At 59.6% G+C, this 23,758-nt stretch carries 16 protein-coding genes and 1 tRNA gene; 8 read left to right on the top strand and 9 right to left on the bottom strand.

What is annotated here, in order from left to right:
* Nucleotides 1-63 precede the first annotated feature (63 nt).
* The 7 genes from MON38_RS15685 to MON38_RS15715 form a co-directional block, all read right to left on the bottom strand.
* The gene (locus MON38_RS15685; RefSeq protein WP_241937092.1) at nt 64-771 is read right to left on the bottom strand and encodes a hypothetical protein; all 708 of its coding nucleotides are present in this window, start codon (nt 769-771) and stop codon (nt 64-66) included.
* Complete coding sequence (locus MON38_RS15690; RefSeq protein ID WP_241937093.1) at nt 771-3,779, bottom strand: HsdM family class I SAM-dependent methyltransferase; 3,009 nt, start codon at nt 3,777-3,779, stop codon at nt 771-773. Before MON38_RS15690 ends, MON38_RS15685 begins: the two co-directional genes overlap by 1 nt.
* 223 nt (nt 3,780-4,002) lie before the next feature.
* The gene (locus MON38_RS15695; RefSeq protein WP_241937094.1) at nt 4,003-6,294 is read right to left on the bottom strand and encodes a xanthine dehydrogenase molybdopterin binding subunit; all 2,292 of its coding nucleotides are present in this window, start codon (nt 6,292-6,294) and stop codon (nt 4,003-4,005) included.
* A gap of 13 nt (nt 6,295-6,307) precedes the next feature.
* Nucleotides 6,308-6,799 carry a hypothetical protein gene (locus MON38_RS15700; protein ID WP_241937095.1) on the bottom strand — a complete coding sequence of 164 codons (492 nt, stop codon included), beginning with the start codon at nt 6,797-6,799 and terminating at the stop codon, nt 6,308-6,310.
* An 11-nt stretch (nt 6,800-6,810) separates the two neighbouring features.
* Complete coding sequence (locus tag MON38_RS15705) at nt 6,811-8,355, bottom strand: FAD binding domain-containing protein (RefSeq protein WP_241937096.1); 1,545 nt, start codon at nt 8,353-8,355, stop codon at nt 6,811-6,813.
* A gap of 96 nt (nt 8,356-8,451) precedes the next feature.
* Nucleotides 8,452-8,928: a nucleoside deaminase gene (locus tag MON38_RS15710; RefSeq protein ID WP_241937097.1), complete on the bottom strand. Its 477-nt coding sequence runs from the start codon at nt 8,926-8,928 to the stop codon at nt 8,452-8,454.
* Nucleotides 8,929-9,142: 214 nt separating this feature from the next.
* On the bottom strand, nt 9,143-10,078 hold the full coding sequence (locus MON38_RS15715; protein ID WP_241937098.1) for a hypothetical protein: 936 nt from the start codon (nt 10,076-10,078) through the stop codon (nt 9,143-9,145).
* A 252-nt stretch (nt 10,079-10,330) separates the two neighbouring features.
* Between MON38_RS15715 and MON38_RS15720 the strand changes: the two genes are divergently transcribed.
* The 6 genes from MON38_RS15720 to MON38_RS15745 all read left to right on the top strand — a co-directional run bounded on the left by MON38_RS15720 (nt 10,331) and on the right by MON38_RS15745 (nt 20,359).
* Nucleotides 10,331-10,801 carry a redoxin domain-containing protein gene (locus MON38_RS15720; protein WP_241937099.1) on the top strand — a complete coding sequence of 157 codons (471 nt, stop codon included), beginning with the start codon at nt 10,331-10,333 and terminating at the stop codon, nt 10,799-10,801.
* A gap of 140 nt (nt 10,802-10,941) precedes the next feature.
* Nucleotides 10,942-12,516 (top strand): T9SS type A sorting domain-containing protein, encoded by a 1,575-nt coding sequence (locus tag MON38_RS15725; RefSeq protein ID WP_241937100.1) that lies wholly within the window; start codon nt 10,942-10,944, stop codon nt 12,514-12,516.
* A gap of 184 nt (nt 12,517-12,700) precedes the next feature.
* On the top strand, nt 12,701-13,810 hold the full coding sequence (locus MON38_RS15730; RefSeq protein WP_241937101.1) for a glycosyltransferase family protein: 1,110 nt from the start codon (nt 12,701-12,703) through the stop codon (nt 13,808-13,810).
* A 142-nt stretch (nt 13,811-13,952) separates the two neighbouring features.
* The gene (locus MON38_RS15735; RefSeq protein ID WP_241937102.1) at nt 13,953-16,043 is read left to right on the top strand and encodes a peptidylprolyl isomerase; all 2,091 of its coding nucleotides are present in this window, start codon (nt 13,953-13,955) and stop codon (nt 16,041-16,043) included.
* Nucleotides 16,044-16,196: 153 nt separating this feature from the next.
* Nucleotides 16,197-17,012 carry a mechanosensitive ion channel family protein gene (locus tag MON38_RS15740; protein ID WP_241937103.1) on the top strand — a complete coding sequence of 272 codons (816 nt, stop codon included), beginning with the start codon at nt 16,197-16,199 and terminating at the stop codon, nt 17,010-17,012.
* Nucleotides 17,013-17,143: 131 nt separating this feature from the next.
* Nucleotides 17,144-20,359 carry a PAS domain S-box protein gene (locus MON38_RS15745; RefSeq protein WP_241937104.1) on the top strand — a complete coding sequence of 1,072 codons (3,216 nt, stop codon included), beginning with the start codon at nt 17,144-17,146 and terminating at the stop codon, nt 20,357-20,359.
* On the opposite strand, the gene MON38_RS15750 is transcribed toward MON38_RS15745, so the two are convergent.
* Nucleotides 20,356-21,336 carry an aldo/keto reductase gene (locus MON38_RS15750; protein ID WP_241937105.1) on the bottom strand — a complete coding sequence of 327 codons (981 nt, stop codon included), beginning with the start codon at nt 21,334-21,336 and terminating at the stop codon, nt 20,356-20,358. The two genes, MON38_RS15745 and MON38_RS15750, sit on opposite strands and share 4 nt — an antisense overlap.
* Nucleotides 21,337-21,522: 186 nt before the next feature.
* Here MON38_RS15750 and MON38_RS15755 point away from each other — a divergent pair, with 186 nt between their 5' ends.
* On the top strand, nt 21,523-22,362 hold the full coding sequence (locus MON38_RS15755; protein WP_241937106.1) for a serine O-acetyltransferase: 840 nt from the start codon (nt 21,523-21,525) through the stop codon (nt 22,360-22,362).
* A 142-nt stretch (nt 22,363-22,504) separates the two neighbouring features.
* Nucleotides 22,505-23,428 (top strand): cysteine synthase A, encoded by a 924-nt coding sequence (gene cysK, locus MON38_RS15760; RefSeq protein ID WP_241937107.1) that lies wholly within the window; start codon nt 22,505-22,507, stop codon nt 23,426-23,428.
* A gap of 129 nt (nt 23,429-23,557) precedes the next feature.
* Here the strand turns inward: cysK and MON38_RS15765 are convergent.
* Nucleotides 23,558-23,631: transfer RNA gene (locus MON38_RS15765), tRNA-Ala, on the bottom strand.
* Between the last annotated feature and the right edge of the window lie 127 nt (nt 23,632-23,758).

The raw sequence follows: 23,758 nt of genomic DNA on the forward strand, positions 1-23,758 counted from the left end.
AAAGAGGCTGAAGCTACGGGAGCTTCAGCCTCTTTTTATTGAATTTAATAATGATTCTGTCTCTTAAGTAATATTTATCCAAAAGTGAGTTAATTTAATTATGTCAGATTTATTCTTTATCAATCGAAGGTTCTTAGAAACTAATTTAACTATTTTCGAGTGATTAATGCTTTTGCGAACTATTAGCTTATCAGCAAGCTTCCATAATTTACTATCTACAATAATTAATTCGTCAATCCAATTGTTTATTTGTGAGTGCCAATATACAGTATCATGCTCCTGAATATAACCAACAATTGCAGCGTGTTTAAGTCTGCTGCCGTGAATTCCTTTTTTAAAACGTTCAATACCTCCGCATGATTTGCCATGCCCAATCACATATTCTTTTTCCCGTTTATTACCTGGAGTAGGTAGCCGCTTTGCTTCAATTGAAAAGAATGAGTCAAATTCTCCATAAATTCTGTCTTCAACTATTAGTTGGTCGAAGCGTGAGATAGTTCCGATATCAACTTGAGCACTTGTGCCAGATGAATAATCCTCTGGGAATTCATGGTGGAAACGAAATGGGTGACTGTCTACTTTGTTATTCAGAAATATACAAAGCTTGCTAGTTAGTGCTTTCTCATTTTCCGTTAAATGCCCTGTTACTTTGATTGAAAACTCGTAGAGGCTGTTTTCAATCAAAGTAACAACAGATTTTATCGAACTATCAGGTTTTATATCCGCGACGAATTTGCCACTTCCTGAGGCTGCTGTATTGTCTGCTAACATTAGTAACCTTGTTTTCTTAAGTCCGAAAATGTTTCATCAGAATCACGCAGAGCGATTGAGCGCAACCAATACCTTGTCTTTTTTGGCTTGATAATATAAATAATGTTTTGTTCATACAAACGCACCATTCGTATCAGTCTAAGGCTTGTGCCATAGTCCTTTTCTACAAGTTGCGCTATATGATGCTCTATATGCTGGCTATCAGGGAATTCTATGTTTGGTTTTTCTCCAAAATAGAATGGGAAACAAATAAATGTGTTCGTTTCAAATGGTTTGTGCGCCTTGATAGACTTGTAAACAGTATTTAAGGCGTTGCAGTACACTTGGCCAAATTTGGTTAGAATGGTTTGAGAAGCATCTTTTTTGGCCGCCTTCGAATTTTCTCCTTTTCTTCTGAACTCAAGCAAGTAGTCGTTGAAATCATCGATAAGTATCTGCTCCGATGGATTTATTTCCAGAAGAGATAAGTCTTCAGGGTAAGGTATGTTATCGATGTCTTGCTTGTAAATCGCAGATGATTTATTAATCAGGTACTGGCCACTTGTTCCAGCGATATAAAATCCACACAGTTTGTTATTGCTGATGTGATTAGCAAGTTTATGTAAATCTGCGTATTGCTCATCGGGAGCGTGGATGCCAACTATCCTTCTTTGAAACACTAAATCTTCGTTTAGAAGAATGGTAGGCAATTCCCCATTGGTTATTATTTCCTTGATAAGAATATGGGGTTTATTGTATACTAATTCCTTTCCTTTACTATGGAAATAGTTGTCTCTTAGTAAAGAGATTTTGTTTCTATCAATTCCCTTTATCGTAAATGCCTTTACAGGAATATGGTCCTTGTCAGTTAGAAATTGTGCCGATATCTTTTGTTCAAAATCATCGGCTTTTATTGCGTCTCCACTAGCTTGAAGTCCTAGAAGCTTCTGTTTGTCAGTTTTAGTAGCAAGGGTGTAGCCTTCACTCATGGCCCAACCACTAAATTCTTCTTTCTCACTTATGTATTCTCCTATTGTTCTGTGATTCGATAGCTTTGATATCAATTGATGGTACCTGCTTCCTCCTAGGAAATTAGCTTTCCATATGTAAGGGTCATTAAGCGCTAAACTGCGTGGTACGAAATGAAAATCGTAATTATCAAGTTCAAAATAAAGCTTCTCCTTGTGAATCTTAGACCTGCGAACAGTGATGTGCAGCAAACCCTTCTCCTTAGCTGCTTCATTTTTAACAAATATGGCAGCAGTGGCAACATCACCCCTCTCTCCGAAAAGAATCCGATTTATGTGAGTGAAATCAACTATTTGAGGAACAAAATAATTTAGAAGCAAATGCCTTCTGAATTCAGCAGATGATTTGTTATAAAGTAAGGGGCCAGAAGGTTGCACAAGACAGACTAAGCCACCACTCTTGCAAAGTGGGATGCACTGTTCCAAAAACAGTAATGCAATTTGGTTGTCTGGCAATGGAATCCTAGTGCCATCTTTTTTTGAACCATCTTTTAGTAAATTAGCAATAACCCTCTTGCGGTGGACATTTCTTTCAATTACACTAGCTGGAGCACTAAGCACCGATTCAAAAGGCGGGTTTCCAATTATTAAATCAAAATCATTTTCATTAAAAGAGGTACGCCCTAGTACAACATCAAAAAAATCTTCGGACAAGATATTGTTTTTTCGAAGGTCATCGAAGCGCAATTCTTTCCATATTTGTATTGGTGTTAGTTCATCGCATAGAGCCAAACTCAAGCTGAATACAGTGAGATTAGTGGCATCGGAATCTTTGTCAATTCCATAGATATTGTCTATCAGAATTTTTTTCAGAACTGCCAAGCTGGGCAATTTCCATTGATTCTTTTTTCTCCAGCGTTGAATCAATCTTCTGTAAGCCCCCACTAGAAATACACCTGACCCACAAGCGGGGTCCAATATTTTGAAGTCAGTATTGTCATTAGACAAAGGCATTGCTTCATCTAATAGGAAGTTTACGAGGTATGGTGGTGTGTAAACTACCCCAGGTTGTTTTCCTAGAAATTCCTCATAAATATTACTAATCAGTTCTACCGGTAAGTCGTTGAATGAGTAAAGCTTCCAAAAAACAAATTGAACACCGTCTAATTTGCCTTCCAAAAACTGTGCAAATCGACTTATATCAGTTTCTGAAATAATAATTCTTTCCTCATCACTGATTTCAAAAACTCCTCCATTAAAATGGCGAGCTAATGCATCTAATAAGTCTAGGGTTGCAATTGAATCATGTAAAACATCTGTGAATTTTTCAGCCCCAATCATAAATTGTGCAAAAAAATCCTTTGGGAAAACTGAATCACCGTTTTTATCGGTGCGGTCTTCGAGATATTTTATCAGTATTGATACTACAATAAGTTTTTTTGCAATATTTTCAGGTAGTATCCTCTCTTTTACTATGTCTCTTAATGCTAGTTTAAGTTCAGACAATAATTTTTCATACGCACTATTGTTAGCATTGAAGCTGTTGCTAAACTTAGAATTCTCCCAGAATGAACCATTATCGAATGATTTTCCAGAAAAACTTTGTAACTCTTCAATTGCCAGTTCTGATAAAGCGCGCGAAGCTTTGGATGCTAACTCAATAGTTTTTAATGGCTTGTATTTTAATTTATTTCCGTCAGCAGGTTTTTCGAAGCAGTTAAAAATGGTGACTTTAGATTTTGTAAAAACAAAAAACATCGGCACGGAGCCGGAGTTATAGAGCCTTTTATGTAACTCTATTAGTCTTTCTTCATCCGCTTCAATATCGTTTGTAAAATCATAAATATATACTTGTGCAACAGAAGGCCGATTTTCGAATCTTCTAAAATATATATAATCAGCTTCATATTTAAAAGCGTCTTCAAGGGCAAGAAATTCTTCTGGGGAAATACCTGTTGATTCATTTTTAAATATTGAATTAACAGGAACGAGGCCCGTTACACCATTGCCATCATTGACCATGTCGAGCTGTGAAAGCCCGTATTGCAATGTGTTTTCCATATTGCTCATCTTGACTAATTTGCGTTTAGTGTTGCCGATAAGCGTGTCTGCTCAACCATAACTTTCTTGTGTAATCGTTCAAACTTACGAACAATTTGCTAATGAATTTAGGAAAGTTTGGTTATTTGAGAATGGCTTCTACGTTAGGTAGTATGAGCTAACTGTGTGATAAAATGGGCTTTATGTACCGTCGCCATATATTCCATTATACTCACAATCCCCCCTAAACCCGCGCCATCGCAGCCGTTTCGCTCGCCCCCACAAACTCCGGATACAAGCTCACCAGCACCTTTTCCGGCGTCATCGGGGCCGAGAAGGGGAGGGCCGTATGCCCCTGGAAGGCCCGCACCGCGTCGCGCAGGGCGAAGTAGGTGCCGATGCCGTACATGAGCGGCGGCTCGCCCACGGCCTTGGAGCGCAGGATGGCCTTGGGGTGGCCCGGCGTGTCGAGGAAATGCACGTCGAGCACCTTGGGCGCGGCGTAGATGTCGGGGATTTTGTAGCTATTGAGCGAGTTGCTGAGCAGGCGGCCCTCGGCGTTGTAGGCCACTTCTTCCATGGTCATCCAGCCGATGCCCTGCACCGCGCCGCCCTCAATCTGGCCCCGGTCGATGACTTCGTTGAAGCTCTGGCCGAAATCGTGGGCAATGCGCAGGGCATCCACGGTGTAGGTGCCGCGCAGGCAGTCCACCGTCACGCTGGTCAGGGCCGTGCCGTACACGTGGTAGGCGAAGGGGTGGCCCTGGTTCACGGTGGCGTCGAAATGCAGGTCGGGGGTGGCGTAGTGGGCGTTTTCGGTGAGGGCCACGCGCTTCCAGAAGGCCGACGACACCAGCTTCTCCCAGTTGGTATCGGCGGGCACGCCGGCGGCCAGCACCTGCTCGTCATGGATTTCGAGGCCTTCGTAATTGAGCGTGTATTCGGTGCTGGCGTGCTCGAGCAGGCGCTTGCGCAGGGCGGCGCAGGCCATTTCGGTGGCCTTGCCGTTGAGGTCGGCGGTGGCGCTGGCGGCACTGGGCGAGGTGTTGGCGACGCGCGTGGTGTTGGTGGTTTCGATTTTGATACGATTAATCGAAATGCCCAGCGTGCGGGCCGCCACCTGCGCGATTTTCGTGTTCACGCCCTGGCCCATCTCCACCGCGCCCGTGCTGATGCCCACCGAGCCGTCGGAGTAGATGTGCACCAGCGCCCGCGTCTGGTTCATGGGCGTTTTGGTGAACGAGATGCCGAAGCAGATGGGCATCACCGCGAAGCCCTTCTTCTTCAGCTTATTGGTTTGGTTGAACTGCTCAACTTCGGCCCGCATGCCGGCCAGGTCGAACTCGCGGGCGGCCGTGTCCCAGGCCTGCTCGGCGTGGCACATTTCGGCCGCCTGCCGGTACGAGAACAGGTCGCCCTCGCGCAGCAAATTGCGGCGCTGCAGCTCATAGGTCGGCAGGCCCAATTCCTCGGCCGCTTTGGCCAGGGCCGACTCTATCACGAACATGCCCTGCGGCCCGCCGAAGCCCCGGAAGGCCGTGTTGGGCGGCAGGTTGGTCCGGCACGAAAAGGCCGTAGCCGTCACGTTGGGCACGAAATAGGCGTTGGTGGCGTGGAAGAGTGTGCGCTCCATCACGGCCGGCGAGAGGTCGGCCGCCGCGCCCGCATTCTGGTAGAAGGTGACTTCGTAGGCCACGATTTTCAGGTCGGCATCGAAGCCGATTTTGAAATCGGACGAGTAGGGGTGGCGCTTGCCGGTCATGCGCATGTCGGCCATGCGGTCGAGCACCAGCTTCACGGGCTTCTTGGTGACGAAGGCCCCCAGCGCGGCCAGCGCGCCCCAGGGCGTGGCCTGGTCTTCCTTGCCCCCAAAACCGCCCCCGAGGCGCGTCACGTCCACTTCGACCTGGTGCATGCCCAGGCCCAGTACGTGCGCGGTGTGGCGCTGTACGGCCGTGGGCCCTTGCGTGGAGGAAATCATGCGCACCCCGCCCATCTCGGTGGGGAAGGCGTAGGCGCCCTGCGTTTCGATGTAGAGGTGCTCTTGCCCGCCGTTCTCGGCCACGCCCTCAAATACGTGCGCGCAAGCAGCCCAAGCCGCCGCCGAATCGCCGATTTTGAAGGTGCGCGGCGGGACGATGAACTCGCCCTGCGCCGCCGCCACGCGAGGGTCGGTGATGATGGGCAGCGGGTCAATTTCGACCTTAATCAGTTTGAGGGCGGCGTGGGCCTGCGCCTCGGTGCGGGCCAGCACCAGCGCCACCGGCTGCCCCCGGAAATGCACGTGCCCCTCGGCCAGCAGCGGCTCATCAGCCACAATGCCGCCAATCTGGTTGATGCCGGGAATGTCGGCGGCCGTGAGCACGCGGGCCACGCCGGGCGCCGTCAGCGCGGCACTGAAATCGAGGCTGCGGAGCACGCCGTGGGCCAGCGGGCTTTCAAACACGGCCGCGTAGAGCGTGCCCTGCTGCACAGGCACGTCGTCGAGGTACTGCGATTCGCCGCGCACGTGGCGGTTAGGGTCGAGGTGGTTCATGGGGAAAAGCCTGCTAAAGCTGTGCGTAACCGCGTATTAAATGTTGTTTAATAGAGTCCGTTTTTTGAACACCTATATATTTTATCAAGTCTTTGCGAATACCTGCAAATTTGGCTGAATTGGCAGGGTCGTTGGCCTTGAAAGGAATAGCTTTTTCGTTTAGTAAAACGAGATATTCGTATTCGTAAAAAGCGCCATTTGTTCCGCTAAGCGTTGGCGTTGGCCAATATTCGGACCTCAGTAAATAGTAGTAGATACCGTTACAATCGCCGTCGAAATGAATAGCTGGCTTGGCTCGAATAAGGGCAGAAATATGCTTTACAGTGTCTAACCCGGCATAATCAGGAAGCAGGTCATCTCCGTACTTGTTGCTGAGGCAGAACTCTACAAATTTCTTTTCTTCCGCAGTGTGTTTTTTATGCGAAACAATTTTCAAACGATGGCTGCTTTGCGCCAAAACCAATTGAAATAAAAATATAGAAAAAATCAGCAGAAAATACCGCATAAGTTTATTGGCTAAAGCATAATATGCTCAGCCAGCGCCGGCGCAAACTGCAGGAAGTGCGCCCACAGCAACTGCCGAAGCAACAGTCGCTTGTAGTCGCTGGTGCCGCGCACATCCGAAATCGGGCTTATTTCCGACTGCATCACCTCGTTGGCGGCGCTCACGGTTTCGGCCGTCAGCTCGCGGCCCTGCAGAAACTCGCTGGTGCGCGCTAGGTACAGCGGCACCGGCCCCACGCCGCCCGCTGAGATGCGAGCCGCCTGGATAAGGCCGTTTTCGACCCGCAGCCAAGCGGCAGAATTAACGCTAGCAATGTCGAGGTGGGTGCGCTTGGAGACTTTCTCGAAGTGGAAGAAGTCGCCGGCCAGCGGGGCGGGGAAACTGATTTCGATGACCTGCTCATCGGCGGCCTTCGCTAGCTTTTTGTAGCCACGGTAGAGGTCGGGCAGGGCTAGCTCGCGGGTGCCGCCGGCCGCATCGAGCAGCGTGACGGACGCGCCCAATGCCAGAAACATGATGGTAAGGTCGCCGATGGGCGAGCCGTTAATGAAATTGCCGGCCACCGTGCCCATGTTGCGGATGGGCGTGCTCGATACCAGCTTCAGGTACTGCGGCAGGTTGGGTAGCAGGCCGCGCATCAGGTCCGATTCGAGCAGCTGGCTGGCGGTGGTGGCGGCGCCCAGCACCACGCGGCCGGTGGTTTCGCGGCGGATGCCGCGCCGGCCGGGCTGGTCGAAAATCAGGCGCACGCCGGGCTGTTCGCGCAATTCTTCCAGGCGCTGCACCAGCAAATCGGTGCCACCACCCAGCAGGGCATGCGTAAACGGCTGGTTGGATGAGTGGCCGTGGTCGTTCTGGTTTTGGGCGTGGCCGTTGGGCGAGGTTGAAGCCGAGCTACCGCCGTTGGCGTGGGCCGTAGCCGAAGCTGCTCCGGTCGCTGAAGATGCTTCAGTTGCTTTCACTTCATCGGGCCGCAGCTTGGCGAGCTGGGCCGGGATTTCGGCGAAGTAGCCGGGCACATATTGCTTCTCGCTGAGCCAGGCCAGGGCGTTTTCGGCCGGGCGCTGCTCCAGTTCGGCGGTGAGTTTGGCGGCGGCACGCTCCAACGATTTGTAACCCGTGCAGCGGCAGATGTTGCCATCAATCGCAGCAATAGTGCTTTTCTCGGTGGCCGGCTGGCTGCTCAGGCTGTGGCCGGTGAGCGACATCACGAAGCCCACTGTGCAGAAGCCGCACTGCGAGCCGCCTTCATCCACAATGGCCTGTTGCACGGGCGTGAGTTGGCTGCCGGCCGCGTTGATGCCTTCCACCGTCACGATGTGCTTGCCCGCGGCGTTGCCCAGCGGCGTGAGGCAGCTGGTCATGCTCTGGTAGTTCACCGTCTGGCCGTCGGCCGCCAGCTCGCCCACCAGCACGGTGCAGGCGCCGCAGTCGCCCTCGCGGCAGCCGATTTTGGTGCCCTTCAGCTGCTCGTGGTAGCGCACGAAATCGAGCAGCGCGCTGGCTGGCGCCTCGCTGGTGCGGATGGGCTGGTCGTTGAGGAGAAATTCAATCATTGTTTTAGCCGTTAGCTAGTAGCTGATAGCGGTTAGCTCTCCATCAGGCTGCCAGCAACTGCTAACAGCTAATAGCCATAAGCTAACAGCTAAATATTAATACTCGGTCTTGCCTTCCAGTTCCGTCCAGGCGCGGAAACCGGCCAACGCCTCGTCGCGCAGTAGCTGCGTCATCGGCAATTTACGGCTTTCCATGGGCCGGTCCAGCTCTTCGTAAATGAACTGGTCGTCGAAGCCGATAGCGGCTGCGTCGGCCTTGGTGTTGCCGTAGAATACGCGCCGAGGGCGCGCCCAATAAATGGCCCCGAGGCACATGGGGCAGGGTTCGCAGCTGGTGTAGAGGTCGCAGCCGTCGAGCTGAAAAGTGCCGAGTTCCTTGCAGGCTTTGCGGATGGCGTCGACTTCGGCGTGGCAGGTGGGGTCGTGGGTGGTGGTGACTTGGTTGAAGCCGCGGGCAATGATTTGGCCGTCCTTCACTACCACTGCGCCAAACGGGCCGCCGAAGCCGGCCTTCATTTGGTCGATGGACAGGCGAATGGCTTCGCGCATGAATTCGGGGTTGGGAGCTTCCATGGGTGGGGCGGAAAAGGTGAGCGGCCGCGGCGGCGTAAAGTTTTGAAAAACGGGCAACAAAGAAAGCGACGGAAACCCACATTTGTGGAATCCGCGGCAAACGATTCGACCCGGGCGACGAGAGCCAGTAACCGTTTCGCTTCCGCCCAAAAAAACAGTGCCGCCTCCCGAGGGGAAGCGGCACTGCCAGACACCGGGCTATCCAGCCCGCTTGCTAATTCGTGAACTTGGGAATACGCAGCTGCACGCCAATGGAGGGCACAAACGTGACGCCGCTGAGCGAGGTGCTCTGGTTGTTGAGCAGGGCAAAATCGCCGTAGTTCTGGTAGAACACCGACACGGCCGGAATGACGTAGAAATAGCGGTAGCCGATTTTCAAGTTGAGGAAGCCGCCGAACGACGAGAAGTTGCGGCGCTGCAGCGGCAGTTCGGGCACCTTCACCGAGCCGGAGTATATTTTGTCGGGCGCGAAGCCGTAGCTCACCCAGCTGTGGGCGTACACCAGGCCGTAGCTGATGGCTCCGATTTCTTCTTCCGGCCCCAGCGAATTGCTGAAAATGAGCGGGATGAGCAAATCGTTGCGGGTGGCGCGCAGGTTCAGCACCGAGTTAATGTCGGACAGGAAGGCGAAGCTGGGCAGCTTGGCGCGCTGGGTGGCAAACTGCAGGCCGATGCTGCCATACATGGTGCCGGTGGCGGCGCCGCGGTCGGGGTTTTCGGGTGTGCCCACGGGGCCCAGAAACTGGTACTGCGTATCGAACACGTAGGAGCCGAACGTGTACTTGAAGCCCGCATCAAGGTGCGGCACGATGCCGTAGCGCACGTTGATGTCGGCGGTGGTTTGCACCGGGTCGAGCACGTAAGCCAGGGCGGCGGCCTGCAGTTGGGTGGTGGCGTCGGTGTAGTCGACTTTGCTGGAGCTGGCGGCCTGGCTGGCGGCTTCTTTTAGGGCGCCGGTGGCTTTGGCAATGGGCGCGCTGGCCAGGTTCAGGCCCTGGTTGTAGCCCACCCGAAACTCGCCCTGCGGCGTGACTTTACCGGTGGCCACAATGGCGCGCGGGGCGGTGCAGGAAGCGGCCAGCAGGCCGGCAACGGCGGCCACCGTGGCCAGGAGCGGCCGGGCCACAGAACGGAGCAGCGGAGAAGTCATGAGCATCGAAAAAAGAGTGGTGGTGGGCCGTTAACGAAAACCGGGCCGAAAAAGCCGGAACCAGGGCCGCCAAAACGGTGTCTGAAAAACACCTCGGTGAGGCCGACGGGGTTAAGATATTGCCATGCTGCGATGTAACCTTTGCATGGCTGGTGCATCCAAAAGCCCAAAGCTGCGCGGCGGGCCCAGGAAGGTCTGAGGCAACAAATAAACCGGTTTTTCCTTGAGCTGCTAATGCCCCTACTGCTACTTGTGTTGCACCTACTCGGCTGGTTGGCACCCGCACCGCGGGCCACGGTCTACGTGTTTCTGGCCGAAACCTGCCCCATCAGCCAGGCGGCCACGCTCCCGCTGCGCGAGCTGCACGCCCGCTACGGGGCGCAGGGGGTGCGCTTTGTGGGCGTGTTTCCGGCCCGCGAAACCACGCCCGCCGGGCTGGCCGATTTCGCCAAAACCTACCAGCTGGCCTTCCCGCTGCAAGCCGATGCCGGCCACCAGCTCACCAAAAAGCTGCACGCCCGCGTCACGCCCGAAGCCGTGGTGGTGGGGGCCGATGGCCGCACCGTTCTCTACCAGGGCCGCCTCGATGATGCCTACGCCGGGCTGGGCCAGCACCGCGCCGTGGTGCGCCACCACGAGTTGGCCGAGGCGCTGGCGGCCGTGGCGGCCGGCCGGTCCGTAGCCGTGCCCCGCACCGAGCCGGTAGGCTGTTTTATTGAGTAACTTTAAGATTGGAAAAGCCTGTCATGCAGAGCGCAGCGAAGCATCTTGTCCGCGCAACGCATTTAATTAAACGAGATTAGAGGGGGCTAGCAAGATGCTTCGCTACGCTCTGCATGACGTTCCGCTGCGAAAAATAATATATGAAGCACGTTTTCTCTTCCCTCACCGCGGCCTTCGCCCTGGCGGTTTCGGTCCTCACGGCGCAGGCCCAGACCACGCCCCAGTACACGTTCAGCCAGGACATTGCGCCGCTGGTGTACCAGCACTGCACGCCCTGCCACCGCACCGGCGAGGTGGCGCCGTTTCCGCTCACCAATTTCGCCGAGGTTTCCAGCCACGCCCAAACCATTAAGTACGTGACCGGCACGCGCTACATGCCGCCGTGGAAGCCCGACCCGCGCTACCGCCACTACCTCGACGAAAACACGCTGACCGACGCGGAAATCGCCAAAATCGCAGCTTGGGTTGATGCCGGCGCGCCGCAGGGCAACCCCGCCGCCACGCCGCCGGTGCCCACGTACCCGACCGGCTCGCAGCTGGGCACGCCCGATTTGGTGATTCCGATGGCGCACGCCTTCACGCACCAAGGCAACGGGCAGGACATGTACCGCATTTTCGTGCTGCCCGTGAACCTGCCCACCGACCGCGACATCGCGGCCATCGAATTCCGGCCCGGCAATAAGCGCATCGTGCATCACTGCATCATTGCCCTCGATACCACCCAGCAGGCCCAGGCCCTCGACGCGGCCGACCCCGGCTACGGCTACACCAAGTTCGGCGGCTTCGGCTTCGACCCCGTGGAGGGTGTGTACGGCGCCTGGGTGCCGGGCATGAACCATCGGTTCTACCCCGCCGGCATGGGCAAGAAGCTCTACCGCCGCGCCTCGCTGCTGGTGCAGGTGCACTACGGCCCCAATTTCGTGACGCAGAAGGACTCGTCGGTGGTGAACATTTTCTTCGCCCGGCAGCCCGTCACCCGTTACGTGCAGACCTTGCCCGTCATCTCGCCCCAAACGCTTACCAACGGCCCTTTCGTGATTCCGGCCAATCAGGTGAAATCTTTTCATGCCCAGCTCACTGTGCCCTTCGATGTGACGGTGCTGAGCGTGTCGCCCCACGCCCACCTGCTCAGCAAAGGCTGGAAAGTGGCCGCCGTGAAGCCCACCGGCGATACCATTCGGATGATAAAAATCGGCGACTGGGACTTCCGCTGGCAGGGCACGTTCCGCTTCCCCAATATGCTGAAGGTGCCGGCCGGCTCGCGCCTCATTGCCGATGCCACCTACGACAACACCGCCCAGAACCCGCGCAACCCCAGCAGCCCGCCCCGCACCACCACCTGGGGCGAAAGCACCCTTGATGAGATGCTGCTCACGTATTTCGAGCTATTGCCCTACCGCCCCGGCGACGAAAACATCGTGCTAAGCACCAGCCCCGGCCAGTCCACCGCGCCCGGTACCGTCCAGGTCGCGCTCTATCCCAACCCGGCTACCGGCGCCACCGCCCTCAACTTCCAGCAGGAACGGCCCGGCCCCATCACCGCTACGCTGCTTGATGGCACTGGGCGGCTGGTGCGCACGCTGGTGCGCGACAAGCTGTACCCCGCCGGCCCGCAGCAGCTGCCGGTGCCGCTGGCGGGCCTCGGGGCCGGCCTGTATCTGGTGCGGCTCGATTCGCAGGAGGGCTCCCGCACCGAAAAGCTGGTGGTGAAGTAGGGAGCGGGCACTGTTTAAAAAGTCTGTCATCCTGAGCGGAGCGAAGGACCTTATCACGGCTGAGCATTCCTCAACCAGCGGTGATAAGGTCCTTCGCTCCGCTCAGGATGACAGACTTTTTATTCCTTCAACCCAACTACACCAACATACCGCTCCCAACCCGCCGCTGCGCATCTTTGCGTCCATGAAAATTCTATATGGAGTGCCCGGCGAGGGCCTGGGCCACGCCACCCGCAGCAAAGTCGTGGTGGGCCACCTATTGGCCCAGGGCCACGAGGTGCGCGTGGTGAGCAGCAGCCGCGCCTACACCATGCTGGCGGCTGCTTTCGGCCCGCAGCGCGTGCTCGAAATCCGGGGCTTCCACCTGGCCTATGATGGTTTGGCCGTGAGCAAGCTGCGTACGGCGGTGCTCACGTTGCGCACCGCCCCGGAAGATTTGCGCGTGAATTTTGCCCGCTACCGCGACCTGCTCGGCGGCTTCGACCCCGACGTGGTGATTTCCGATTTCGAGTCGTTCAGCTACCTGTTTGCCAAGCTGCACCGGTTGCCGGTAGTCAGCATTGATAATATGCAGATTATCAGCCGGGCCCGGCTCGATGTGGCGATTCCCGACGAGGAGCGCGGCAACTATCAGGTAGCCAAGGGCATTGTGCGGGCCAAGCTGCCGCGCAGCCGCCATTATTTCATCAGCACCTTCTTCCCGCTGCCGCTCAAAAAGAAGCGCACCACGCTGGTGCCGCCCATCATCCGGCCCGAGATTCTGGCCGCCGCGCCCAGCGCCGGCCGGCACGTGCTGGTGTACCAGTCGGCCACCACGCAGCAGAATCTGGTGCCGCTGCTGCAACAGATGCCCGACCAGGAATTCCGCGTCTACGGCTTCAACAAGCAGGAAAACCACGGCAACGTGCAGCTCTGCGCGTTTTCGGAGGCCGGCTTCATTGCCGATTTGGCCAGTGCCCGCGCCGTAGTTACCAACGGCGGCTTCTCGCTGATTTCGGAGGCCGTGTACCTGCACAAGCCCATCTGCGCCATTCCCATTCCGGCGCAGTTCGAGCAGTGGCTGAACGCCGCCGAAGTGCAGCAAATGGGCTTCGGGCGGCATTTCGAGGCCATCACGGCCGATAATCTGCGCGCCTTCCTCGCTGGTCTGCCCAACTACGAGGCCGCGCTGGCCGGCTATCAGCAAACGGGCAACGAAGTGCTGTTTGGGCTTCTGGATGAGCAGCTGCGCGAAATTCGGGAGGAAGCACCGTCGGAAAGTGCCCCGCAATCCGACGCCTGGGGCGGCGAGTAGGACCGTTTTTAGTTGTCAGTTGCTTGTTGTCAGTTGCTTGTTGTCCGTTGTTAGTCAGATTGCGAAATAGAGCCGGACTAACAACGGACAACGAGCAACTGACAACTCATTTGTTTTTGAACGATTACTAGAGCCCTTTCCCATGCCCATTCGTACCCGTTTTAGCTGGGCGCTGCTGCTGTTGCTGGCGGCCTGCGCCCGCACCCCGCAGCCCAGCGCCAGCGGCCCGGCCAACAAGTACCAGGACGCCACCATGCGCCAAATCGGCACGGCTCAGGACGAGCGCAACACGGCCGCGCTGCTGCCTTGGCTCAGCAACGGCAACCCCATCTACCGCCGCGAGGCTGCCCTGGCGCTGGCCTCGGTGCAGGCCCCGGCCGCCGTGCCCGCCCTGCTGCCCCTGCTGCGCGACCGCGAGCCCAGCGTGCGCCGCGCCGCCGCCTACGCCCTCGGCCAAACCGGCGACAGCACCGCCGTAGACAGCCTGCGCGTGCGCGTCCTCAAGGAAAACGACGACGTGGTGCGCCGCTACGTGCACGAGGCGCTGGGCCGCACCGTCACGCGCCGCTCGCTGCCCGAACTCTGGCGTGTCGAAACCCTGAACGACACGGCCCGCGCCGCCGCCCTGGCCTGGGGCCTGAGTCGGGCCGCCCTGCGCGGCTACACCTCACCCGAGAGCATCCGCCGCACCGTGTTGCTGCTGAACGAACCCAAGCTGCCTGCTCGCGGCCGGCTGGCGGCGGTATCGACCCTGGCCCGCACCCGCGGCCTCGATGCCGACTTGAAAAGACTGGCCGAAACCACCTTGCTGCGCGTGGCCCAGAAAGACCGCAGCTACGCCGTGCGCGCCGCCGCTGCCAGCACGCTGGGCAAAATCGCCGCGCTGGCCGATAAAGCCCCGGTGCCCGTGCCGGTAACTACCGCCGAAGCCGCTCCAACTGCGCCGACTTCCCCCGCTGCCGCTTTGCCGCCCGCTACCTCTCCATCAGCCACCAGCCCGGCCGCTTTGCTGGCGCGACTGGCGACGAAGGATTCCGACTATCGTGTACGGTTGAGTGCCATTCGGGCGCTGCCGTTCGGCGCCGAGGCGTACCCGGCCAGCCGGGCGGCGGTTTTTGAGGCCCTGCGCCGCGACCGGACCCCGGTGGCGCTCACGGCGGCCGAGTGGCTGCTGGCCCACGCCCGGGGCGAGGCCGGCCCGTCGCTAGCCGCCCTGGCCGATGGTAATAAGCAAGCCTCGGTGCGGGTGCGGGCGGCCTTGCTGCGCGCCGCCGTGCGCCACGCTAGCCCGGCGGCCCGGCCCAGCCTGATTGAAACTATTCAGAAGCGCTACCCGGTGGCGGGCTCGGTGTACGAGAAAGGCTTTTTGCTGGAAGCCTTGGGCGAAGACCCGGCCGCGTTCGACTTCGTGCGCGGCGAGGCGTTTGCCACGGGGCAGTCGCCGGTGGTGGCAGGCTACGCGCTGGCTTCGTTGCTGACCATGCGCCGGTTGGCCGATTTTCCGGCGGCCCGCCAGGCCGATTTTGCCGCCGCCATGCGCCAGGGCTTGGCCAGTGGCGACGTGGCCCAGCTCGGCACCGCCGCCGAGGCCCTGGCCGATGCCAAACTTTATCCCGAAGCCCAGCCCGCCGACCTGGCGGCCCTGCGCGCGGCTCAGGCCAAGCTGCAGCTGCCCACCGAAATCGAAGCCTGGCAGGGCCTGCAGGTGGCCATCGACAAGCTGACCAAAGCGCCGAAACCCACGCCTTCGCCGCTGGCCACGGCCGCGCAGCACCCCATCGATTGGGCTGTGGTGCAGGGCGTGCCGCTGGGCCAGCAGGTGCGGCTGCGCACCAGCAAGGGCATTATTTTGCTCGAATTGAAGCCCAACGAAGCGCCCGGCGCGGTGGCTAGCTTCGTCACGTTGCTCAATCAAAAGTTCTACGACAACCTGTATTTCCACCGCGTGGTGCCCAATTTCGTGGCCCAGGGCGGCGACCCGCGCGGCGACGGCAACGGCAGCGCGCCCTACAACCTGCGCTCCGAGTTCGGCGACCTGCGCTACGAGGAAGGCAGCGTGGGCCTGGCCTCGGCCGGCAAGGACACCGAGAGCTGCCAGTTCTTCATCACCCACACGCCCACACCCCACCTCGATGGCCGCTACCCCATTTTTGCCCAGGTAGTGGGCGGCATGGACGTGGTGCACAAGCTCGATATCGGCGACCAGATTCTGGGCGTGGAATTGGTGAAGTAGGAGCGGGGAGCAAGTTTTATAGAACGTCATGCTGAGCTTGCCGAAGCATCTCTACCGCGTAACTAATCCAATCGATTGAGTTACTTGCACGGTAGAGATGCTTCGACAAGCTCAGCATGACGTTCTTTCATGTCCCCAAGTCCCCTTTCCCCAATGAACCAACTCACTTCCTACGCCCAGCAGCTCCAGAACCTGGCCGTGCTCTACCTGCCCCGCGTGCTGATGGCGGGCCTGGCCCTGATAATCGGCTGGTGGCTGATTGGACGCGCCAGCCAGCTGCTGGGCCGCGCCACGGCCCGGCTCGATGTGTCGCTGAGCTCGTTTCTGCGCAGTCTGGTCAACATCGTGCTAAAGGTATTGCTGCTGATTTCGGTGGCCGGCATGGTGGGTTTTGAAACCACGTCGTTCGTGGCCATTCTGGGGGCGGCGGGGCTGGCGGTGGGGCTGGCTTTGCAGGGCACGCTGGCCAACTTCGCGGGCGGGGTACTTATTCTGGTGTTCAAGCCCTACGTGGTGGGCGATACCATTGAAGCCCAGGGCAAAAGCGGTGAGGTGAGCGAAATCCAGATTTTTAACACCATCCTCCTTACGCCGCAGGGCGACACCGTGATTCTGCCCAACGGCGCCACCTCGAACAACGTCATCGTAAACAAAACCACCCAGAACAAGTCGCTGGTCGACATTGCCGCCGAGCTCGAAGGCCCTACCGACCTCGAAGCCCTGCGCGCCTGGGCCGTGCCGCTACTGGCCGCCGATGCCGACGTGCTGCCCGCGCCGGCTCCGCAGGTGGTCGTCACGGCGCTGCGGCCAGGCAGCCTGGCGGTATCGTTCCGGGCCTACACGCTGGCCGGGCGCGGCGGCCCGGCCACGGCGCGCCTCACGGAGGCGCTGCAGCTGGCGTTTGCGCAGCACGGCGTGCACGGGCCGGTGCCGGTGTCGCACAGCTACGTGCGCCAGCTGCCGGGCTAAGGGAGGCCGTCCGACGCCAGACCGGCTTCGGAGCTAACCATTAGCTGGGCGGGCCGTTAGCTGGTGATTGCCACTGACTTGGGCGGGCCCGAGGAATTACGTATTGCGCCATCAGCCTTTCCCGCTGCCGTATGACGAATGCCGAACTACAAGCCGAGCTGGCCCGGCAACAGGCCGAAAACCAAGCGCTACGGGCGCAACTGGACGCGCTCAACGAGTCGGCGCTGACGACGGACACGCCCGCGTTTGCTTCGGCCAGCCTGTGGCGCTACCTGTTTGCCGAAACGCATACGGGCGTAATTCTGGCCGATGCCGACTACCGGGTGCAGTGGGTGAATGCCGGTTTCACGGCTCTGCTGGGACTGCCGGCGGCGGCGGTGCTGGGCCAGCAGCCGGCCACGTTTTTGCGGGGGCACGTGCGCGATTCGGCGCTGGGAGCCTATATCGAGGCCGGCCTGCGCCTGCAGCGGCCGTTCTGGTACGAGCTGCCGCTGCCCGAGCGAACGGCCGTGCGCTGGCTGCGGGTGAGTGTGCGGCCCGTGCCCGCCGAGGCCGGCAGCCCCGTGCGCTACGTGGGCCTGCTCGAGGACATTACCGGCTGGAAGCAGGAGCAGCTGGACCGCGCCAACGGCGAGCAGCGCTTCCGCACGCTGGCCGAAAACGTGCCTGGCGTGCTTTACGAGTGGCGCAAGTACGACAATGGCCCCTACCAGTTCGACTACGTGAGCCCCAAGGTGCGCGAGCTGTTCGGCCTGGAGCCGGCCGACCTGAACCGGATGACCGACTTCATCCACCCCGACGAGCTGGAGGGCTTCCTGCAGAATCTCGACTACGCCACCCTGCACCACCTGCCCTGGAGCTACGAGGGCCGCGTGCTGGTGCCCGGCCAGCCCGTGCGCTGGCTGCGGGGCAGCTCCATTGTGACGGAAACCGGCGTCGGCTGGGTGAAATACAGCGGCATTCTGCTCGACATCACGCCGCTGAAACAGGCCGAAACGGCCCTGCGCCAGAGCAAAATGCGCTGGCAGCTGGCCCTCGAAGGCTTCGGCGACGGTACCTGGGAGCAGGACCTGCGCACCCGGGTGGTATATTTTTCGCCGGAGTACAAGGCCATGCTGGGGTATTCGGATGACGCTTTTGCGCTGGTAGACGATGACATGCGCAAGCTGATTCATCCGGCCGACTACGACGCGGTGCAGCGCCTGGCAGCGGCCTACCTGACGGGGGCCGTACCTACCTGCTCCCACGAATTGCGGCTGCGCTGCGCCGATGGCCGCTACAAGTGGGTGCTGGCCCGGGCCATGATAACGGCCCGCGACGCGGCCGGCCACCCCACCATCCTCACCGGCTCGAACACCGACATTTCGGCCCTGAAGGAAACGCAGCACGCCCTGGCGGCTACCAACCGCCGCCTGAGCGCTGTTATAGACAACTTCCGCGAGGGCATTGTGCTGGAAGACGAGCACCGGCGCATCATGCTCACCAACGAGGCGTTTTGCCAGCTGCTGAACAGCCCCACCGCGCCCGCCCGCCTCATTGGGGTGGATGGGGGCAAGCTGGCCGCGCAATCGGGCGAGCACATGCGCCAGCCCGCCGCCTACCTGGCCCGCATCGCGGCCCTGCTGGCGCGCAAGGAGCTGGTGCTGGGCGATAAGCTGGAACTGCTGGATGGCCGCGTGCTGCAGCGCGACTACATTCCGGTGCACGACGACTACGGCCGCTACCTGGGCCAGCTCTGGAAGTTTCAGGACGTGACGGCCCGCACGCGGGCCGAAACCGAACTGCGCCGCCGCGAAGAAAAATACCGCGGCATCATCGAAAATATGTCGCTGGGCCTGGTCGAAGCCGACCTCGACGACCACCTGATTTACGCCAACCAGAGCTTCTGCGACATGACCGGGTTCTGCACCGAGGAGCTGCAGGGGCAGCGCCTGTCGCCGCTGCTGCTCTCCGGCGACGACCTGGCGCTGGTCGAAAGCAAGCTGCAGTCGCGCCAGGACGGCGTGGCCGATTCCTACGAAATTATGGTGACCACCAAATCCGGTGCGCCCAAGTGGCTGCTGGTGAGCGGCGCCCCGCTCTACGACAGCTACCACCGCCACGTGGGCTCCATCGGCATCTATCTCGACGTGACGCCTCAGAAGCAGCTCGAAGCCGGCCTGCGCGAAGCCAAAGCCGTGGCCGAAACCAGCACCCAGGCCAAGCAGCGCTTCCTGGCCAACATGAGCCACGAAATCCGCACGCCCATGAACGCCATTCTGGGCATGAGCCACTTGCTGGAAAAAACCGCGCTCGATGCCACCCAGGCCAGCTACCTGCACGCCATCACGGCTTCGGCCGATATGCTGCTGGTCATCATCAACGACATCCTCGATTCGGCCAAGATTGAGGCCGGCCGCCTCGCCATCGAGCACATCGGCTTCGACCCCGCCCGCCTGTGCCAGCAAGTCGAAAAAACCCTGCGCTACCGGGCCGAAGAGAAAGGCCTGCTCTTCGAAACCCGGCTCGACCCGGCCCTGCCCGCCGTGCTGTTCAGCGACCCGCACCGCCTCACGCAGGTGCTGCTCAACCTGGCCGGCAACGCCATTAAGTTCACCGAGCAGGGCCACGTGCGCCTCTGCTGCACGCTGCTGGGCCGGCCCGCCCCGCACGAGGCGCTGGTCGAGTTTGTGGTGGAAGACACCGGCATTGGCATCGAAGCCGAATACCTGGAGCAGATTTTTGAGGAGTTCAGCCAGGAAGACTCGTCCGTGACGCGGCAGTTTGGCGGCACCGGCCTGGGCCTGAGCATCAGCCAGAAGCTGGTGGCGCTGCTCGGCGGCCAGCTGCGCCTCGAAAGCCGCAAGCACGCCGGCACCCGCAGCCGATTTGTGCTGCGCCTGCCGGTGGGCCACCCACAGTCGCTGGTGCAGAAGCAGTACGACGACCTCGAGTACCAGCAGCAGGCCCTGCGCGGCAAGCGCCTGCTGCTGGTCGAAGACAACGTGTTCAACCGCATGCTGGCCACCATTTTCCTCACCAATGCCGGCATCGAGGTGCAGGAGGCCTCCAACGGCCAGCTGGCTGTGGACCTGGCCCGCACTCAGCCCTACGACCTCATCCTGATGGACGTGCAGATGCCCGTGCAAAACGGCTATCAGGCCACCGCCCAGCTGCGGCAAGGCCTCGGCCTTACCACGCCTATTGTGGCCCTTACGGCCAACGCCATTGTGGGCGAGCGCGACAAGTGCCTGGCCGCCGGCATGAACGACTACCTCACCAAACCCTTCGAAGAAGTGCCGCTGCTGAAAATGGTGTATAAGTGGGTGGTGGGCTACCAGCCTCAACCGGCCGCGCCCGGCGCTTAGCGGTTTACCAGCCGCGCCGCGCTTTCGCCGTAGCGCGCCCCTGCCACCGGGTGCGCCGCCAGCAGTGTCCGCAATTGGTGCAGCTCAGCCGGGGTAAGTGCCACGTTGGCCGCCGCTGCGTTTTCTTCCAGGTATTTCACGCGCTTGGTGCCCGGAATGGGGAGCAGATGCGCGTCCTGCGCCAGCAGCCAGGCCAGCGCCAACTGGGCCGGGGTGCAGCCTTTGGCGGCAGCCAGCTCGCGCAGGCCCGCCAGCAGCGGCGCATTAGCGGCCAGGTTCTCGTCGTCGAAGCGCGGCATGCTGCGGCGCAAGTCCTGCGCCGCCAGCTGCGGCCCGGTGGCTGTGAGCAAGCCCCGGCCCAGCGGCGAAAAGGCCACCAGGCTCACGCCCAGCTCGCGGCAGGCGGGCAGAATATCGGCCTCCACATCGCGCGTGAACAGCGAGTATTCCGATTGCAGCGCCGCGATGGGGTGCGTGGCCGCCGCCCGCCGCAACGAAGCCGCCGAAGCCTCCGACACGCCCAGAAACCGCACTTTGCCGGCCTGCACCAGCGCCGCCATCGCGCCCACCATTTCCTCCACCGGCACGGCCGGGTCGATGCGGTGGGCGTAGTACAGGTCGATTACCTCGACGCCCAGCCGGCGCAGGCTGGCGTCGCAGGCGGCGGCAATGCGCTCGGGGCGCACGTTGAGCGCAGTGCCGCCCTGGCCGTCGGCCACGAAGCCGAACTTGGTGGCCAGAAATACCTCCGCCCGGCGCGCTTGCAGCACCGGCCGCAGCAGTTCTTCGTTGGCCCCGAAACCGTACACGTCGGCCGTGTCCCAGAACGTGATGCCCAGCTCCAGGGCGCGGTGCAGGGTGGCGGTGGCTTCGCGGGCATCGCTGGGCCCGTAGGCGTAATCCGAGGCCATCGACATGCAGCCCAGCCCGAGGGCCGAAACCTGCTGGCCGGTGCGGCCGAGTTCGCGGGTAGTCATCAGTTGAGAAAGTAGGGGAGGAGGTGAAATTAGAAGGCGCGAATGCGTACCTTTTGAGCGGAGCAAGCCCCGTCCGGCGCATTGCTGCCAAACGGCTGACTCCCCTCGGCCGTTGCCCCAACCCAAACCTTCGGCGCGGCCGGCTGGTTTACTGCCCCGGTTCCTATACCGCTTTTTTCTGCTACCGTGTCTTCCGAAACCCTCTCTTTTGCCGAGCAGCTGGCCCACGCCCACGCCACCGTGCCCGATGCCCTGCCCGGCGCGGCCTTCTGCGCCCTGGCCGATGGCATCCTCGCCCTGCTGTTTCCGCAGCGCGCCGAGCGGCCGCTGCCCAGCGCCGACGCCGTCGCCGCCGAGCTCCACCACTTCCGGGCCGAGCTGGCCGTACTCCTGAACCAGGTGCCCGACCTGCCCGCCGCGCCCTCGGTGCTGGCCAACGAGTTTGCGGCCCAGCTGCCGGCCCTGCGCGCCGCCCTGGTGCGCGATGCCACCGCTATTATGGCCAGCGACCCCGCCGCTCAGGGTCTCGGCGAAATCGTGAGTTCCTACCCCGGCTTCTACGCCACGGCCCTCTACCGCGTGGCGCACGCGCTGTACGTGCGCGGGCTGCCGCGCCTGCCGCGCCTGCTCAGCGAGTACGCCCACCAGCGCACGGGCATCGACATTCACCCCGGCGCGCAAATTGGTGCGGCCTTCTGCATCGACCACGGCACGGGCATCGTCATCGGCGAAAGTGCCGTCATCGGCGCCAACGTGCAGATTTACCAGGGCGTCACGCTCGGGGCCATGAGCGTGACCAAGGGCCTGCAGGGCACCAAGCGCCACCCCACCCTCGAAGATTTTGTGGTGGTGTACGCCGGGGCTACCATCTTGGGCGGCAGCACGGTTATCGGGGCGCACAGCATCATCGGCGGCAACGTGTGGCTCACCGAGAGCGTACCCTCGCACTCGCGCGTGTATCACCGCGCCCACATCAACATTTCCCGCAGCCTCGACCCCTCGGCCGAACTGGTATTTTCGATTTAATGACGATTTTTTGCACATCTGTCATCCTGAGCGCAGCGAAGGACCTTCTCCCGTCAGAACGACAAGTTTGCTTGCGTGAGAAGGTCCTTCGCTGCGCTCAGGACGACAACCGCTTTTTCTAATTCCCCAAGTCCCCCGCACCATGAAAGCCAATTCCATTCTCGAAACCATTGGCAACACGCCGCTGGTCCGCCTCAACCGCCTGTTTGCCGCCACCCGCCCCGATGTGGAGGTGTGGGTGAAGCTGGAGCGTGCCAACCCCGGCGGTTCCATCAAGGACCGTATTGCCCTGAGTATGGTGGAGCAGGCCGAGCGCGACGGCACCCTCACCAAAGGCAGCCTGATTGTGGAACCCACCTCCGGCAACACCGGCGTGGGCCTAGCCTTGGTGGCGGCCGTGAAGGGCTACAAGCTGACCCTCGTCATGCCCGAAAGCATGAGCATTGAGCGCCGCCGCCTCATGGCCGCCTACGGGGCTAATCTGGAACTCACACCCCGCGAAAAAGGCATGAAGGGTGCCATCGAGAAAGCCCAGGAAATTGTGAAGAACACGCCCGGCGCCTGGATGCCCATGCAGTTCTCCAACCCTGCCAACCCGAAAATCCACGCCGAAACCACGGCCCAGGAAATTCTGCGCGACGCGCCTGAGGGCTTCGATTTTCACATCACCGGTGTGGGCACCGGCGGCCACATCACGGCCGTTACCGAAACGCTCAAGCCGCATTTTCCCGGCATGAAAACCTTCGCCGTCGAGCCCGAGGCGTCGCCCGTCATCAGTGGCGGCGCACCGGGGCCGCACCCCATCCAAGGCATCGGCGCAGGCTTCATTCCCGACAACTTGCACGTCGACATCCTCGACGGCACCATTCAGATAGCCCAGGCCGAAGCCTACGAAATGACGCGCCGCGCTGCCCGCGAGGAAGGCCTGTTCGTCGGCGTGTCATCGGGCGCCTCACTGGCGGCCATCGCCAAAAAGCTGCCCGACATGCCCCAGGGCAGCCGCGTGCTCACCTTCTGCTACGATACCGGCGAGCGGTACCTGTCGGTCGAAGGCCTGTTTGTGTAACGGCGGAACTGATGACAATAGAAAAGCCCCGGAAATCATTCCGGGGCTTTTTTGATGCGACTGGGCAGTATAAGCAAAAAGCCCATCTGGCGAACCAGACGGGCTTTTTGTTTTCATTCACACCTTCAGTGGAGAATATCGGAGTCGAACCGATGACCTCTTGCATGCCATGCAAGCGCTCTAGCCAGCTGAGCTAATCCCCCTGATTTGTTGTTTACCGCCGTGCCAGTTGCGCTTTGGTTCGACAAAAGTACGGCCATTTGTTGCGCTGGCAAACAATGCGCCCACTTTTTTTGCTGATTTTGCGCAAACGCCAAACAATCAGCCACA

It is taken from the genome of Hymenobacter cyanobacteriorum, assembly GCF_022631375.1.
Lineage (GTDB): Bacteria > Bacteroidota > Bacteroidia > Cytophagales > Hymenobacteraceae > Hymenobacter > Hymenobacter cyanobacteriorum.

Excerpts from the sequence above, each read along its gene's own strand:
- MON38_RS15685 (WP_241937092.1), bottom strand. The coding sequence starts at position 771 with ATGTTAGCAGACAATACAGCAGCCTCAGGAAGTGGCAAATTCGTCGCG.
- MON38_RS15690 (WP_241937093.1), bottom strand. The coding sequence starts at position 3,779 with ATGGAAAACACATTGCAATACGGGCTTTCACAGCTCGACATGGTCAAT.
- MON38_RS15695 (WP_241937094.1), bottom strand. The coding sequence starts at position 6,294 with ATGAACCACCTCGACCCTAACCGCCACGTGCGCGGCGAATCGCAGTAC.
- MON38_RS15700 (WP_241937095.1), bottom strand. The coding sequence starts at position 6,799 with ATGCGGTATTTTCTGCTGATTTTTTCTATATTTTTATTTCAATTGGTT.
- MON38_RS15705 (WP_241937096.1), bottom strand. The coding sequence starts at position 8,355 with ATGATTGAATTTCTCCTCAACGACCAGCCCATCCGCACCAGCGAGGCG.
- MON38_RS15710 (WP_241937097.1), bottom strand. The coding sequence starts at position 8,928 with ATGGAAGCTCCCAACCCCGAATTCATGCGCGAAGCCATTCGCCTGTCC.
- MON38_RS15715 (WP_241937098.1), bottom strand. The coding sequence starts at position 10,078 with ATGACTTCTCCGCTGCTCCGTTCTGTGGCCCGGCCGCTCCTGGCCACG.
- MON38_RS15725 (WP_241937100.1), top strand. The coding sequence starts at position 10,942 with ATGAAGCACGTTTTCTCTTCCCTCACCGCGGCCTTCGCCCTGGCGGTT.
- MON38_RS15730 (WP_241937101.1), top strand. The coding sequence starts at position 12,701 with ATGAAAATTCTATATGGAGTGCCCGGCGAGGGCCTGGGCCACGCCACC.
- MON38_RS15735 (WP_241937102.1), top strand. The coding sequence starts at position 13,953 with ATGCCCATTCGTACCCGTTTTAGCTGGGCGCTGCTGCTGTTGCTGGCG.
- MON38_RS15740 (WP_241937103.1), top strand. The coding sequence starts at position 16,197 with ATGAACCAACTCACTTCCTACGCCCAGCAGCTCCAGAACCTGGCCGTG.
- MON38_RS15745 (WP_241937104.1), top strand. The coding sequence starts at position 17,144 with ATGACGAATGCCGAACTACAAGCCGAGCTGGCCCGGCAACAGGCCGAA.
- MON38_RS15750 (WP_241937105.1), bottom strand. The coding sequence starts at position 21,336 with ATGACTACCCGCGAACTCGGCCGCACCGGCCAGCAGGTTTCGGCCCTC.
- cysK (WP_241937107.1), top strand. The coding sequence starts at position 22,505 with ATGAAAGCCAATTCCATTCTCGAAACCATTGGCAACACGCCGCTGGTC.